Below are 14,827 nucleotides of genomic sequence, written 5' to 3' on the forward strand. Positions count from 1 at the left end.
CCCGATGGAGCATCTGGAAGAGAAACTCGCCCACCTGATCCGCGCCGTCGACGACCTGTCCGACATGGTCGCAAGCCAGCAGGCCGAGATCGACCGCCTGACGCGTCGCGTTGCCATGCTGATGGAGCGCGAAGCGGCGCGCCAGTCCGAGGGCACCGGCGGTATCGTGCTGGGCGACGAACGCCCGCCGCATTACTGACCGCGATCAGCCGCCCGATTTCACGTCGCGCGCCACAACCGCACCGCCATGCAGCAGGATCGTGGCCCAGCGCGCATTGTCGCCGAAATGTTCGTAGACCGTCAGGAAAGCGGTGTCGCGTTCCAGCCGCGAAACCCTTGCGCCGCAGGGCTTGTTGCGGCCGACGCCGCAGACCTTGCGCTTGATCTTTTCATAGGCCTTGTCGGTATCGCTATAGGGCAGCGACCCGGCAGGCGCGCCATAGCGCAACTGCTCGTGCATCGCGGGACTGCCGAACATGGCCAGCGCCCCGGTGAACTGCCGCGCGCAGCCGTCGGGAAAGCCGGTGAGGTAGAAACTGTGCGGCGCGGTGCTGCCCGGCGCGCTGTCGTAAAGGCGGTATTCGGGGCCGCGCTCGGGGTATTTCGCCACCTCGCGCCCCATGTCGCGGCGGGGCATGTCGCAGACCCGCGCGACCTCGCCATAGGGCAGCAGAAGGCCCGGCGCGATCACCCGCCCATCCGGGGCGTCGGGGTCGAGCGAGGCAAGCTGCGTCCCCTCGCCTTTCGTGTCGCGCGCACCACCGCCGAAAAGGCCGAACAGCCCGCGGCGTTCCGCCGGGGCGGCCTGCGTTTCCGCGACAGGCGTATCGGCCACATCCCCGGTGCCGTCCGGCGCGGTGGTCTTGGGACGCAGAAGCCGGGCGAACAGGCCGCCGGTTTCGGCCTGCGCCTCGGAGGCGGGTTCGGCGATTTCGACCGTCGCGGGCGCGTCGGCCAGGTCCAGCTCGGACAGGCGCGTCACGCGATCCATCGGGCTGGCGCATCCGGCAAGGACAAGCGCCGCCGCGACACTGGCGATCCAAGGCTTCACGTTCCGATCTCCCCCGTCATGTGCGGGGGTGATAGCGCAGACAGGCCGCCTGCGTCCAGCAAGGTGGCGGCCGCAGGCCGAAACCAGCCTAGACCTCCTGCACCTCCAGCACGCCGGAAAGCGACCGGATCGCGCCCTTGATCTGCGGGTTCACCGGGTACTCGATGCCGGTGTCGATCTCGACCTCGCCGGGCAGTCCGGGGTTCATCAGGCAGAAATGGATCGGCCCCTTGCCGACGCCGCGCACGGTTTCGGCCGCCTGCGACAACACGCTGTCGACCTGCGCGATGGCGGCCGCGTCGTCCACGAAGATGCGCAGCCCCGCCGCACCGGCATCGGCCACGATCCCGTCCATCGGCGCGACCGAGCGGCCCATCGGGTCGAACTGCCCCTCGTTGAACCGCGCCTCGAGCGTCATGACCACCTGATTGGTCTGCTCGAACACCTGGCGGGTCGCCTCGAAATCGTCGCAGAACATCACCATGCCCGCGACCTGCCCGGTCGGGTCCGAGATGTTCATGCGGAAAAACCGCGTGCCCCGGCCCGACTTGCGCTCCTGCAGGCCCGAAACCAGCACGCCGACCTTGCCGATGGCCGCGCCCTCGCGCTCGGCCTTTTCGCGCAGCGCCTCAATCGTCAGGACGTTCTTGCGTTTCAGTGCGGGCAGGTAATCGTCCAGCGGATGGCCCGAAAGGTAGAACCCGATGGCCTTGTGTTCCTCGGCCAGCCGTTCGACCGGCAGCCAGTCTTCGACCGGGGACAGGCGCGGTTCGGGCAGGTCGTCGCCCGCCTCGCCGAACAGCGATACCTGGCTGGAGTTCTTCTGCTCGTGGATCGCCGCGGAATAGTTCACCAGCGCGTCCAGGCTGTCGAACACCCGCCGGCGGTTGGGATCGAGCTGGTCGAACGCACCGGACCGCGCCAGCATTTCCAGCGGCCGCTTGCCGATGCGTTTCAGATCGACCCGGCGGGCGAAATCGAACAGAGTGGCAAAGGGTTTGTCCCCGCGCGCCGCCGTGATCAGGCGCATCGCCTCGAGCCCCACGTTCTTGAGCGCGCCCAGCGCATAGACCAGCCGCCCCTCCTGCACGTCGAAGGTTTCCAGGCTGCGGTTCACGCAGGGCGGCACGATCTCGATGTCCAGCCCGCGCCGCACCTCTTCGGCATAGATCGCCAGCTTGTCGGTCAGGTGGATATCGCAGTTCATGACCCCGGCCATGAATTCGACCGGGTGGTTCGCCTTGAGCCACGCAGTCTGGTAGCTGACCACCGCATAGGCCGCCGCGTGCGACTTGTTGAAGCCGTAATTGGCGAATTTCTCCAGCAGGTCGAAAACCTCGGTCGCCTTTTTCTTGTCGACGCCGTTTTCCATCGCGCCCTTTTCGAACTTGGGGCGCTCCTTGGCCATCTCGGCGGCGATCTTCTTGCCCATCGCGCGGCGCAGCAGGTCGGCGCCGCCAAGGCTGTAGCCGGCCATTTCCTGCGCGATCTGCATCACCTGTTCCTGGTAGACGATGATGCCCTGCGTTTCCTCAAGGATATGGTCGATCAGCGGGTGGATCGAGGCGCGTTCCTTCAGCCCGTTCTTGACCTCGCAATAGGTCGGGATGTTTTCCATCGGGCCGGGCCGGTAGAGCGCGACAAGCGCCACGATATCCTCGATACATGTCGGTTTCATGCGCCTGAGCGCATCCATCATCCCCGAGCTTTCCACCTGGAACACCGCCACCGTCCTGGCGCTGGCGTAGAGTTTATAGGTCGCCTCGTCATCCAGCGGGATCGCGCCGATATCGTCGACCGCGCCCTCGGGCGGATCGTAAAGCTGCGTGCCGTCCGGCGCGATATGCAGGTGCCGCCCGCCCTTCACGATCAGGTCGACGGCGTTCTGCACCACGGTAAGCGTTTTCAGCCCGAGAAAGTCGAACTTCACCAGCCCGGCCTGTTCCACCCATTTCATGTTGAACTGCGTGGCCGGCATGTCAGAACGCGGGTCCTGGTAAAGCGGCACCAGCCGGTCCAGCGGCCGGTCGCCGATCACCACGCCGGCCGCGTGGGTCGAGGCGTTCCGCAGCAGCCCCTCGACCTGCATCCCGTAATTCAGCAGGCGATCCACCACCTCTTCGTTGCGGGCCTCCTGGCGCAGGCGTTCCTCCTGCTTCAGCGCCTCGACGATCGACACCGGCTTGACCCCTTCGACCGGGATCAGCTTCGACAGCCGGTCGACCTGCCCATAGGGCATCTGCAGAACCCGGCCGATATCGCGCACCGCCGCCTTGGACAAAAGCGCGCCGAAGGTGATGATCTGCCCCACCTTGTCGCGGCCGTATTTCTCCTGCACGTAGCGGATCACCTCTTCGCGGCGGTCCATGCAGAAGTCGATATCGAAGTCGGGCATCGACACCCGCTCGGGGTTCAGGAAGCGTTCGAACAGCAGGCTGTAGCGCAGCGGATCGAGGTCGGTGATCGTCAGCGCATAGGCCACCAGGCTGCCCGCGCCCGAGCCCCGGCCCGGCCCCACCGGGATACCCTGTTCCTTGGCCCATTTGATGAAATCGGCCACGATCAGGAAATAGCCGGGAAAGCCCATGCCCTCGATGATGCCCAGCTCGAATTCCAGCCGCTTCTCGTACTCCTCGACGGGTGCGGCGTGGGGAATGACCTTAAGCCGCGCGGCAAGCCCCTCTTTCGCCTGGCGGCGCAGTTCCTCGACCTCGTCATCGGCGAATTTCGGCAGGATCGGGTCACGCCGTTCCGCCTTGCAGGCGCAGCGGCGGGCGATCTCGACGGTGTTCGCAATCGCCTCGGGCAGGTCGGCGAACAGCGTCACCATTTCCTGCTGCGACTTGAAATAATGCTGCGGAGTCAGGCGGCGGCGCGGGTCGGACTGGTCGACATAGGCGCCCTCGGCGATGCAGATCAGCGCATCATGCGCCTCGTACATGTCGGTTTTCGGGAAATAGACATCGTTGGTGGCCACCAGCGGCAGGTCCATCGCATAGGCCATCTCGACAAAGCCGCGCTCGGTCTTGCGTTCGGCCTCGGGCGGGCCGCCCTCTTCGGGGTGGCGTTGCAGCTCGACATAAAGCCTGTCGGGATAGATCGCGGCCAGCCGCCGCATCAGCGCCTCGGCGCGATCGCGCGCGCCCTCCTGCAGCAGCATCCCGACCGGCCCGTTCGGCCCGCCAGACAGGCAGATCAGCCCGTCGGAAAACTCGGCCAGTTGCTCCACCGTCACCTGCGGCTCCTCGCCGCCCTTGCCGACGTAAAGGCAGGTGGACAGCCGCATCAGGTTTTCATACCCCGCCTCGTTCTGCGCCAGCAGCACCACCCCGGCGGGCGGGCGGGGCCGCTGGCCCGGCTGCACCTCGTCATAGGTCACGTCGACCTGGCAGCCGACGATGGGCTGGATGCCCGCGCCGCTGGCGGTGACGGAAAATTCCAGCGCGCAGAACATCGAATTGGTATCGGTCACCGCTACGGCGGGCATCTGCATCTCTTCGCAGAGGCCGGGCAGCTTCTTCAGGCGCACCGCGCCTTCCAGCAGCGAATACTCGGTATGGACGCGCAAGTGAATGAATCGGGGCGAGGTGCTCATACGGGACACAATATGTGGGGTCGCCCGCCGCGAAAAGCCCGGAATCTGACCGCGCGCGCCCTCCGCCCGGCCGAAAAGCGCGTTTTTCCTTGCCAAGCCCGCCCCGCCTTGCCTAGCCTTGAGGGCACAACAGGGACAACCGCGCGCTTTCTACGCCGCATCGAGGGCGCGCACCCCGGCAAAGACCGGGTCGGATCAGGTAAGGCGGCAGGTTAACACCTCATGGATATCACCTTTCTTCTGAACGGAGAGAGAGTGGAGTTGCGTGACATCGACCCGACGATGACCACGCTGGACTGGCTGCGCGAGCGTCGCGGCCTCGCCGCCACCAAGGAAGGCTGCAACGAGGGCGATTGCGGCGCCTGCACGGTCATGGTCACCGACGACCGGGGCGCGCGCGCGCTGAACGCCTGCATCCTGTTCCTGCCGCAACTCCACGGCAAGGCCCTGCGCACGGTCGAGGGCATCGCCGCCCCCGACGGCGCGCTGCACCCGGTGCAGCAGGCGATGGTCGCGCATCACGGCAGCCAGTGCGGGTTCTGCACACCGGGTTTCGTGGCGTCGATGGCGGTGAACCACCTCAACGGCGAAACCGACCACGAAACCGCGCTGGCGGGCAACCTGTGCCGCTGCACCGGCTACGTGCCGATCCTGCGCGCCGCCCGCGCGGCGGAACCCGCGCCCGTGCCCGACCACCTGCGCGACGACCCCGGTTTCCTCTCTCCCGAAATATCCTCGGGGGGGGCCGCCGCAGGCGGCGGGGGGCAGACAGCCCCCCAGCGCGGTTTCCAGCCCGAAAGCGCGGACGATCTGGCACGGCTTTACACCGCCCATCCCGATGCCACGCTGATCGCGGGGGCGACCGATGTGGGCCTGTGGGTAACGAAACAGATGCGTGACCCGGGGCCGGTGATCTTTCTGAACCGCTGCGCGGACCTGCAGGACATCGCCGAAGATGGCGGCACGCTGCGCATCGGTGCAGGCGTCACGATGGACCGGGTGCTGGCGCTGATGGCGGCGCATCACCCCTCTTACGCCGGGATGATCCGCCGCTACGGCTCGGCCCAGGTGCGGGCGGCGGCGACGATCGGCGGCAATATCGCCAACGGCTCGCCCATCGGCGACAACCCGCCCGCGCTGATCGCGCTGGGGGCGGTTCTGCACCTGCGCAAGGGCGAGGCGCGGCGCGAGGTGCCGCTTGAGGATTTCTTTGTCGACTACGGCAAGCAGGACCGCGCGCCGGGCGAGTTCGTCGCGGCCGTGACCCTGCCCGCCACCGCGCCCGCGCTGCGCTGCTACAAGATCTCCAAACGCTTCGACCAGGACATTTCGGCCCTGCTGGGCTGTTTCAACATCGTGGTGCGGGACGGCGTCGTGCACTCGGCGCGCATCGCCTTTGGCGGTATGGCCGGTATCCCAAAACGCGCAACGCATGTGGAACAGGCCCTGACCGGACAGCCCTGGACCGAGGCGGCAATCGCCGCCGCGCGGGATGCCTGGGCGCAGGATTTCGCCCCGCTGTCCGACATGCGCGCCAGTGCCGATTATCGCCTGACCACGGCCCGCAACCTGCTGGTGCGGTATTTCCATGACCTGTCCGGCACCGAAACCGATGTGCGGAGGGTGCAGGCATGAGCGTTACCAAACCCCTGCCCCACGATTCCGCGCCGCTGCACGTGACCGGCCAGGCGCGTTATGTCGATGACATCCCGGTGCCGGCGGGCACGCTGCACCTGTGTTTCGGCCTAAGCGCCGTGGCCGCCGGGCGCATCACGTCGATGGACCTGTCGGCGGTGCGCGCCGCGCCCGGCGTGGTGGCCGTGCTGACGGCAGAGGATCTGCCCTTTGCCAACGATGTCTCGCCCTCGATCCATGACGAGCCGCTGCTGAGCGATGGCCCCGTGCATTACGTGGGCCAGCCGGTTTTCGCGGTCGTGGCCGACAGCCACCAGGCCGCGCGCCGTGCCGCAAAGCTGGGCAGGATCGCCTATGACGAGGACAGGCCGGTCCTGACGGTCGAAGAGGCGCTGGCCGCAAACAGCTATTTCGAGGGCGGGCCGATCACCTGGTCGCGCGGCGACGTGGAGGCGGCGCTGGCCACGGCCCCGCACCGCATCGAGGGCCGGATCGAGATGGGCGGGCAGGAGCATTTCTATCTCGAAGGGCAGGCCGCGCTGGCCCTGCCGGGCGAGGATGGCGACATGCTGGTGCACAGCTCGACCCAGCACCCGACCGAGATCCAGCATAAGGTGGCCGAGGCGCTGGGCGTGCCGATGCACAAGGTGCGCATCGAAACCCGCCGGATGGGCGGCGGGTTCGGCGGCAAGGAAAGCCAGGGCAACGCGCTGGCGGTGGCCTGCGCGGTCGCGGCGCGCGCGACGGGCCGGGCCTGCAAGATGCGCTATGACCGCGACGACGACATGGTGATCACCGGCAAGCGCCACGATTTCCGCATCGACTATCGCGCGGGGTTCGACGGCGACGGGCGGCTGACCGGCGTCGCCTTTACCCAGATGACACGCGGCGGCTGGGCGCAGGACCTGACCCTGCCGGTGGCCGACCGGGCGATGCTGCATGCCGACAACGCCTATTTCCTGCCCGCCGTGCGGATCGAAAGCCACCGGCTGCGCACCAACACGCAAAGCGCCACCGCCTTTCGCGGCTTCGGCGGCCCGCAGGGGATGGTGGGAATCGAGCGGGTGATGGACCACATCGCCCACGAATTGGGCCGTGACCCGCTGGAGGTGCGGCGGGTGAATTACTACGACGCGGCCGAACCGCGCGGGCCGGGCAGCGGGCACCGCTATGCCGGGCCGCATTCGCCCGGCGCGGCGCGGGCGCGCAACGTCACGCCCTATGGCATGGAGGTCGACGATTTCCTGCTGCACGAGATGACCGACGCGCTGGCGAAACGCGCCGATTACGCCGCGCGGCGGCAGGCGGTGCGCGACTGGAACGCCGCCAACCCGGTGCTGAAACGCGGGATCGCGCTGACGCCGGTCAAGTTCGGGATCTCGTTCACCCTCACCCATCTGAACCAGGCGGGGGCGCTGGTGCATGTCTACCAGGACGGGTCGATCCACCTGAACCACGGCGGCACCGAGATGGGCCAGGGGCTGAACCAGAAGGTCGCGCAGGTCGCCGCCAGCGCCTTTGGCGTGCCGGTAGAGACCGTGCGCATCACCGCCACCGACACCGCCAAGGTGCCCAACACCTCGGCCACCGCCGCATCCAGCGGCTCGGACCTGAACGGGATGGCCGCGCTGGCGGCTTGCGAAACCATCCGCGACCGGATCGCCGCGCACCTGGCCGAAACGCACCAGGCATCGCCCGGCACCGTGCGCTTTGTCGATGGCCGGGTACAGGTGGGCGGCGCCGACATGAGCTTTGCCGAGGCTGTGCAAAGCGCCTATTTCGCGCGGGTCAGCCTGTCGGCCACCGGGTTCTACAAGACGCCCGACCTGTCCTGGGACCGCACGCGCGGACAGGGGCGGCCGTTCTTCTATTTCGCCCACGGCGCGGCGGTGACCGAGGTGGCGGTGGACACGCTGACCGGCGAGAACCGCATCCTGCGCACCGACATCCTGCACGACGCGGGCGCCAGCCTGAACCCGGCGCTGGATATCGGCCAGATCGAGGGCGGATACGTGCAGGGCGCGGGATGGCTGACGATGGAGGAACTGGTCTGGGACGACAAGGGCCGGCTGCGCACCCATGCGCCCTCGACCTACAAGATCCCGGCGGCGTCCGACACGCCGCCGGTGTTCAATGTCGGCTTGTGGGACCAGCCCAACCCGGCAGCGACGATCTATCGCTCCAAGGCGGTGGGCGAGCCGCCCTTCATGCTGGGCATCTCGGCGCTGATGGCGCTGTCGGACGCGGTGGCGGCCTGTGGTGCGGGCTATCCCGCGCTGGACGCACCGGCAACGCCCGAACGGGTGCTGCACGCGATAAGGAGGCTGCGCGGTGAGCTTTGACCTGGCCGCCCTGCGCGCCGCCGTCGCGGCGCATGGCCGCGTGGCCCGCGTGATGATCGCCCGCATTGCCGGATCATCCCCGCGCGAGGTCGGCGCGGCAATGCTGGTCTGGGCCGACGGGCAATCGGGCACGATCGGTGGCGGGGCGCTGGAATACCGGGCGGCAGGCGCGGCGCGGGCGGCGCTGGCCACCGGAAAAGACCGCCTGAGCCGTCATGCGCTGGGGCCCGAGCTGGGCCAGTGCTGCGGCGGGTCGGTGAACCTGCTGTGCGAGATATTCGACGCCGCGCGACTGGAGGCGTGGGAAGGGGGGCTGCCCGCCCCCCGCGGCTGCGCCGCCCCCCCGGGGAGTATTTCCGGCAAGATGAAGGATGGCGTCGTGCTGCGGCCTGTCGGTGCGGCTGGCGACATGCCGCTTGCGGTGCGGCGCGTTCTGGACCGGGCGCGGGCGCAGGGTGTGCAACCGGCGCCGCAGCTTTTGGATGGCTGGATGATCGAGCCGGTCCTGCACCCATCGGTCCCGGTCTGGATCTGGGGCGCCGGGCATGTCGGGCGGGCCATCGTCGGGGTGCTGGCCCCGCTGCCGGAGCTGGCGATCACCTGGGTCGATACCGATGCCACGCGGTTTCCCGGCGTGGTTCCTGCGGGCGTGCAGGCGATCCCCGCCGCCGATCCCGTCCGGCTGATGCCTCATGCGCCCGCGGATGCGCATCACCTGATCCTGACCTACAGCCACGCGCTGGACCTTGCGCTGTGTGACGCGGCGCTGCGGCGCGGCTTTGCCGGGGCCGGCGTGATCGGATCGGCGACGAAATGGGCGCGGTTCCGCAAGCGGCTGGCCGGGCTGGGCCACGCGCCTGCCCAAATCGCGCGCATCGCCTGCCCGATCGGCGACCCGGCCCTGGGCAAACACCCGCAGGCCATTGCCATCGGGGTGGCGGCGGGGATAGTTGAACAGGCGCGGCGGCAAGACCGCGGGGACGAAAGGACGGCGACGGGGTGACGGATACTCTTTTGACCATCGAGGGGCTGACCAAGGCCTATCCGGGGGTGGTGGCGAACGACAACGTGTCCTTCGCCATCCGCGAGGGCGAGGTCCATGCCCTGCTGGGCGAGAACGGCGCGGGAAAATCCACGCTGGTCAAGATGATCTATGGGCTGGTCAAGCCCGACAGCGGCACGATGACCCTGCGCGGCGCCCCCTATGCCCCGGCCGAGCCGCGCGCCGCGCGTGCGGCGGGCGTGGCGATGGTGTTCCAGCATTTCTCGCTGTTCGACGCGCTGAACGTGGCCGAGAACATCGCGCTGGGGATGGAGAACCCGCCGCCGATGCGCGACCTGGCCGCCCGTATCCGCGAGGTCAGCGAAACCTACGGCCTGCCGATCGACCCCTACCGCACCGTGGGCGACCTGAGCGCGGGCGAGCGGCAGCGGGTCGAGATCATCCGCTGCCTGTTGCAGGACCCGCGGCTGCTGATCATGGACGAACCGACCAGCGTGCTGACCCCGCAGGAGGTGGAAATCCTGTTCCAGACCCTGCGCAAACTGACCGCCGAGGGGGTGGCGATCCTGTATATCAGCCACAAGCTGGAAGAGATTCGCGCGCTGTGCGACCAGGCGACGATCCTGCGGCTGGGCAGGAACGTGGGCACCTGCGTGCCCGCCGGGACCACCGCGCGCGAGATGGCCGAGATGATGGTCGGCAGCGCCTTTCAGGCCCCCGAACGCGCGCCGCGCGAGTTGGGCGAGGTCGCGCTGGACATCACCGGGCTGTCGGTCAGAAGCCCCTCGGAATTCGGCACCTCGCTGAAGAACCTGCACCTGACGGTGCGCGCGGGCGAGATCCTGGGGCTGGGCGGGGTTGCGGGCAACGGGCAGGACGAATTGCTGGCCGCGCTGTCGGGCGAGCTGCGCACCGATGCCGACGCGATCCGCCTGAAGGGCCGGCCGATCGGGCGGCTGGGCCCCGCGGCGCGCCGGCAGCTTGGCCTGCTGACCGCCCCCGAGGAACGGCTGGGCCACGCCGCCGCCCCCGACATGAGCCTGACGGAAAACGCCGCGCTGACCGGCGCGCAGCGCGAGGGGCTGGTGGCCAACGGCTTTCTGAAATGGGGCAAGGCGCGGGAGTTCGCCGAGGCGGTGATCGCCCGGTTCGACGTGCGCACCCCCGGCCCCGGCACGGCGGCGCGGGCGCTGTCGGGCGGCAACCTGCAGAAATTCGTGATCGGGCGCGAGGTGATGCAGCGCCCCGAGGTGCTGGTGGTGAACCAGCCGACCTGGGGCGTGGATGCCAGCGCCGCCGCCGCGATCCGGCAGGCGCTGCTGGACCTGGCGGGCACGGGCACGGCGGTTCTGGTGATCAGCCAGGACCTGGACGAGCTGATGGAGATCAGCGACCGGTTCGGCGCGCTGAACGAGGGCAGGCTGAGCGATATCCGCCCGGCGCAGGAGCTGAGCGTCGACGAGATCGGCCTGATGATGGGCGGCGCACACGGGATGGAGGTTGCGCATGTGTGACTGCCGGGCAGCCGAGTATTTGGGGAACGATGAAGCCGGGGGCACGACATGCTGACACTGGAAAAGCGGCCACAGCCTTCGCGGCTGTGGACCTACCTGACGCCGGTGGTGGCGGTGATCCTGACCATGCTGGCAGGGGCGGTGCTGTTCGCCTTTCTGGGCAAGGACCCGGTCCAGTCGATCCGCACGATCTTTTGGGAGCCGCTGTTTTCCGAGTTCGCGTTTTACTATCGCCCGCAATTGCTGGTGAAGGGCGCGCCGCTGGTGCTGATCGCCATCGGGCTGAGCCTCGGGTTCCGGGCGGGCATCTGGAATATCGGGGCCGAGGGGCAATACATCATCGGCGCGATCTGCGGTGCAGGCGTGGGGCTGGCATTCTACCCGATGGAGGCATGGTTCATCTTTCCGCTGATGGTGCTGGCGGGTGCGCTGGGGGGCTGGGCCTGGGCGATGATCCCGGCGCTGCTGAAGGTGCGGTTCGGCACCAACGAGATCCTCGTGTCGCTGATGCTGGTCTACGTGGCCGAGCAATTGCTGGCCTCGATGTCGCTGGGGCTGCTGAAGAACCCCGAAGGCTTTGGCTTTCCGGGCAGCCGCAACCTGCAGCAATATCCCAGCGCCCATAACGCCGAACTGATCGCGGGATCGGGGATGCACTGGGGCGTCGTCAGCGCCCTTGTGGCGGTGATCCTGGCCTATATCCTGCTGAACCGGCACATGCTGGGCTTTCACATCCGGCTGACGGGCGAGGCGCCGCGGGCCGCGCGCTTTGCCGGGGTGAACCCCGCGCGGCTGATCCTGTTCTGCCTGGGCACCGCTGGCGCGCTGGCCGGGCTGGCGGGGTTGTTCGAGGTGTCCGGGCCGTCGGGGCAGGTCAGCATCGACTTCAACGTGGGCTATGGCTTTACCGCGATCATCGTGGCCTTCCTGGGCCGGTTGCACCCCATCGGTATCCTGCTGGCGGGCGGGCTGATGGCGCTGACCTATATCGGCGGCGAGATCGCGCAGTCGAAACTGGGGCTGCCGGCGGCGGCGATCCAGGTGTTCCAGGGGATGCTGCTGTTTTTCCTGCTGGCGGTCGACGTGACAACGAATTACCGCATCCGGCGGGTGACAAGAGAGGTGGCGTAAGATGGATTTCGGCTCGATCAACCCGATCCTGCTGCTGGCCTCGCTGATGGTCGCGGCGACGCCCCTTCTGCTGGCCGCCATCGGCGAGCTGGTGGTGGAAAGGGCCGGTGTCCTGAACCTCGGGGTCGAGGGGATGATGATCACCGGCGCGATCTGCGGCTTTGCCATCGCGGTCAATACCGGCTCGCCCATCGTCGGGCTGGTCGCCGCCGCGGCGGGCGGGGCGGCGCTGTCGCTGCTGTTTGCGGTGCTGACGCAGTTCGCGCTGGCCAACCAGGTGGCCTCGGGGCTGTCGCTGACGCTGTTCGGGCTGGGGCTGTCGGCGCTGCTGGGGCAGGGATACCAGGGGATCAAGCCGCCGCCCTTTCCGCGCGTGGACATTCCGCTTTTGTCGGATATCCCCGTGCTGGGGCCGATCCTGTTCCGGCACGATATCGTCGTCTATTTCGGGCTGGCGCTGGTGGCGGCCGTCTGGTGGGTGCTGAAGAACACGCGCGCCGGGCTGATCCTGCGGGCGGTGGGCGAGAATCACGACGCCGCACATGCGCTGGGATACAAGGTCGTGCGCATCCGCATCCTGGCGATCATGTTCGGCGGCGCCTGTGCGGGGCTGGGCGGGGCCTATATCAGCCTGATCCGCGTCCCGCAGTGGACCGAGGGCATGACCGCCGGCATCGGCTGGATCGCGCTGGCGCTGGTCGTCTTCGCCAGCTGGAAGCCGTGGCGCGTCATGCTGGGCGCTTATCTTTTCGGCGGGATCACGGTGCTGCAACTGAACCTGCAGGCGGCCGGTGTTGCCATTCCCGTCGAATACTTGGCAATGTCGCCCTATCTGATCACGATCCTCGTGCTCGTCATCATGTCGGCGGACAAAAGCAGGGCACCTGCCGCACTCGGCCGATCTTTCCATGCCTCGCAATGAGGCCATAATCGCAACCACTAGGGGGAACCTTACATGAAATTCACCAAGCTTCTGGCGACCGCAGCCATTGCCCTGGGCCTGGCCGGCACGGCCATGGCGCAGGACAAGACCAAGGTCGGCTTCGTCTATGTCGGCCCGGTCGGCGATGGCGGCTGGACCTATGAACACAACCAGGGCCGCCTGGCCGTGGAAGAGCATTTCGGCGACGCGGTTGAGACCGTCTTTGTCGAATCCGTGCCCGAAGGCCCCGATGCCGAGCGCGTGATGACGCAGATGGCGCTGGACGGCGCCAGCCTGATCTTTACCACCTCGTTCGGCTACATGGACCCGACGATCAACGTGGCCAAGAAATTCCCGGACGTGAAGTTCGAGCACGCCACCGGCTACAAGCGCGCCGACAACGTGTCGACCTATTCGGCCCGCTTCTACGAGGGGCGCGCCATCCAGGGCCACATCGCCGGCAAGATGACCGAATCGAACATCGTCGGCTATATCGGCTCGTACCCGATCCCCGAGGTCATCCGCGGCATCAACTCGGCCTTCATCCACGCCCGCAAGGCCAATCCCGACGTGCAGTTCAAGATCGTCTGGGCCTATACTTGGTTCGACCCGGCGAAAGAGGCCGACGCCGCCAAGGTGCTGATCGAACAAGGCGCCGACGTGATCCTGCAGCATACCGACTCGACCGCGCCGCAGGCCGCAGCACAGAGCGCCGGCAACGTCATCACCTTCGGCCAGGCCTCGGACATGAGCGAATACGCGCCGCGGCCGCGCGTCAGCTCGATCATCGACAACTGGGCACCCTATTACATCGCGCGCACCCAGGCGGTGATCGACGGCACCTGGGAATCGACCGACACCTGGGACGGCATCGGCCCGGGCATGGTGGGCATCGGCGAAATCACCGATGCCGTACCGGAGGACGTGAAGGCCGAGGCGCTGGCGCTGAAGGACGCGATCGCCAACGGCGAATACCACCCCTTCACCGGCCCGCTGAACAAGCAGGACGGCAGCGCGTGGCTGGCCGATGGCGAAACCGCCGATGACGGCACGCTGCTGGGCATGAACTTCTATGTCGAAGGCATCGAAGGCGACATCCCGCAATAAGCGCATCGCCACGGATACCGAAAGGCCCGCCGATCCGGCGGGCCTTTTTCGTTGGACACGGCACCGCGGCGCGGCAGGACCGCGCGGCCGGATCGGTATCGGACGGGAAGGATTGGCAGGGGCAGCAGGGCTCGAACCCGCGACCTACGGTTTTGGAGACCGTCGCTCTACCAGCTGAGCTATACCCCTAGGCCGGGGTGACGGATACGATGCTGCCTGACCGAAATCAAGGGCGATTTTCATCCCCTTGCGGTGCCGCGCCCGTTTCGCCCCGTTCGGGACCGTGTTGAGCGTCAGGGTCGCCTGTCCGGCTGGTGTCATTGCTGTTTTCGGTGGTTTTTGCAGCGATATCGGCGACACAAAAAAGAAGGCGCCCGTTGCCGGGCGCCTTCCAGATGTTCCATCGGGTGAGGCAGGCTGCCTTACTCGATAATTTTCGACACGACGCCGGCGCCGACGGTGCGGCCGCCTTCGCGGATGGCGAAGCGCAGGCCGTCTTCCATCGCGATCGGCGCGATCAGTTCCAC

The 14,827-nt window shown here is 67.7% G+C and carries 11 protein-coding genes and 1 tRNA gene; 8 read left to right on the forward strand and 4 right to left on the reverse strand.

The window, feature by feature from the left end:
• Nucleotides 1-4 precede the first annotated feature (4 nt).
• Nucleotides 5-199, forward strand: coding sequence for a SlyX family protein (locus tag F3H87_RS20880; RefSeq protein ID WP_149789802.1), 195 nt, complete (start codon nt 5-7; stop codon nt 197-199).
• 6 nt (nt 200-205) lie between these two features.
• Here F3H87_RS20880 and F3H87_RS20885 read toward each other — a convergent pair whose 3' ends face one another.
• Together F3H87_RS20885 and dnaE are read right to left on the reverse strand one after the other, a co-directional pair.
• Nucleotides 206-1,051 (reverse strand): hypothetical protein, encoded by an 846-nt coding sequence (locus tag F3H87_RS20885; RefSeq protein ID WP_149789803.1) that lies wholly within the window; start codon nt 1,049-1,051, stop codon nt 206-208.
• A gap of 88 nt (nt 1,052-1,139) precedes the next feature.
• Entirely contained in the window at nt 1,140-4,646 is a 3,507-nt protein-coding gene (dnaE, locus tag F3H87_RS20890) for a DNA polymerase III subunit alpha (protein ID WP_149789804.1), read from the reverse strand.
• A gap of 222 nt (nt 4,647-4,868) precedes the next feature.
• On the opposite strand from dnaE, the gene xdhA reads away from it, so the two are divergent.
• From xdhA to F3H87_RS20925, 7 genes are read left to right on the forward strand one after another with little or no spacing between them, the layout of a single operon-like run.
• Nucleotides 4,869-6,281, forward strand: a complete 1,413-nt coding sequence (gene xdhA, locus F3H87_RS20895; RefSeq protein ID WP_149789805.1) for a xanthine dehydrogenase small subunit — start codon at nt 4,869-4,871, stop codon at nt 6,279-6,281.
• On the forward strand, nt 6,278-8,623 hold the full coding sequence (gene xdhB, locus F3H87_RS20900; protein WP_149789806.1) for a xanthine dehydrogenase molybdopterin binding subunit: 2,346 nt from the start codon (nt 6,278-6,280) through the stop codon (nt 8,621-8,623). Before xdhA ends, xdhB begins: the two co-directional genes overlap by 4 nt.
• The gene (gene xdhC, locus F3H87_RS20905; protein WP_149789807.1) at nt 8,613-9,626 is read left to right on the forward strand and encodes a xanthine dehydrogenase accessory protein XdhC; all 1,014 of its coding nucleotides are present in this window, start codon (nt 8,613-8,615) and stop codon (nt 9,624-9,626) included. The genes xdhB and xdhC overlap by 11 nt, the downstream gene beginning before the upstream one ends.
• Nucleotides 9,623-11,140 carry an ABC transporter ATP-binding protein gene (locus tag F3H87_RS20910; RefSeq protein WP_149789808.1) on the forward strand — a complete coding sequence of 506 codons (1,518 nt, stop codon included), beginning with the start codon at nt 9,623-9,625 and terminating at the stop codon, nt 11,138-11,140. Before xdhC ends, F3H87_RS20910 begins: the two co-directional genes overlap by 4 nt.
• Nucleotides 11,141-11,188: 48 nt before the next feature.
• Nucleotides 11,189-12,271 carry an ABC transporter permease gene (locus F3H87_RS20915; protein WP_149789809.1) on the forward strand — a complete coding sequence of 361 codons (1,083 nt, stop codon included), beginning with the start codon at nt 11,189-11,191 and terminating at the stop codon, nt 12,269-12,271.
• 1 nt (nt 12,272) lies between these two features.
• Entirely contained in the window at nt 12,273-13,193 is a 921-nt protein-coding gene (locus tag F3H87_RS20920) for an ABC transporter permease (RefSeq protein ID WP_149789810.1), read from the forward strand.
• 33 nt (nt 13,194-13,226) lie between these two features.
• Nucleotides 13,227-14,300 carry a BMP family ABC transporter substrate-binding protein gene (locus F3H87_RS20925; RefSeq protein ID WP_149789811.1) on the forward strand — a complete coding sequence of 358 codons (1,074 nt, stop codon included), beginning with the start codon at nt 13,227-13,229 and terminating at the stop codon, nt 14,298-14,300.
• A gap of 113 nt (nt 14,301-14,413) precedes the next feature.
• On the opposite strand, the gene F3H87_RS20930 is transcribed toward F3H87_RS20925, so the two are convergent.
• A tRNA-Trp gene (locus F3H87_RS20930) sits at nt 14,414-14,489 on the reverse strand.
• Nucleotides 14,490-14,722: 233 nt separating this feature from the next.
• A partial coding sequence (locus F3H87_RS20935; RefSeq protein WP_149788994.1) for an EF-Tu C-terminal domain-related protein occupies nt 14,723-14,827 on the reverse strand: 105 nt, incomplete at its 5' end.

Source organism: Lutimaribacter pacificus (assembly GCF_900142185.1).
GTDB lineage: Bacteria > Pseudomonadota > Alphaproteobacteria > Rhodobacterales > Rhodobacteraceae > Lutimaribacter > Lutimaribacter pacificus.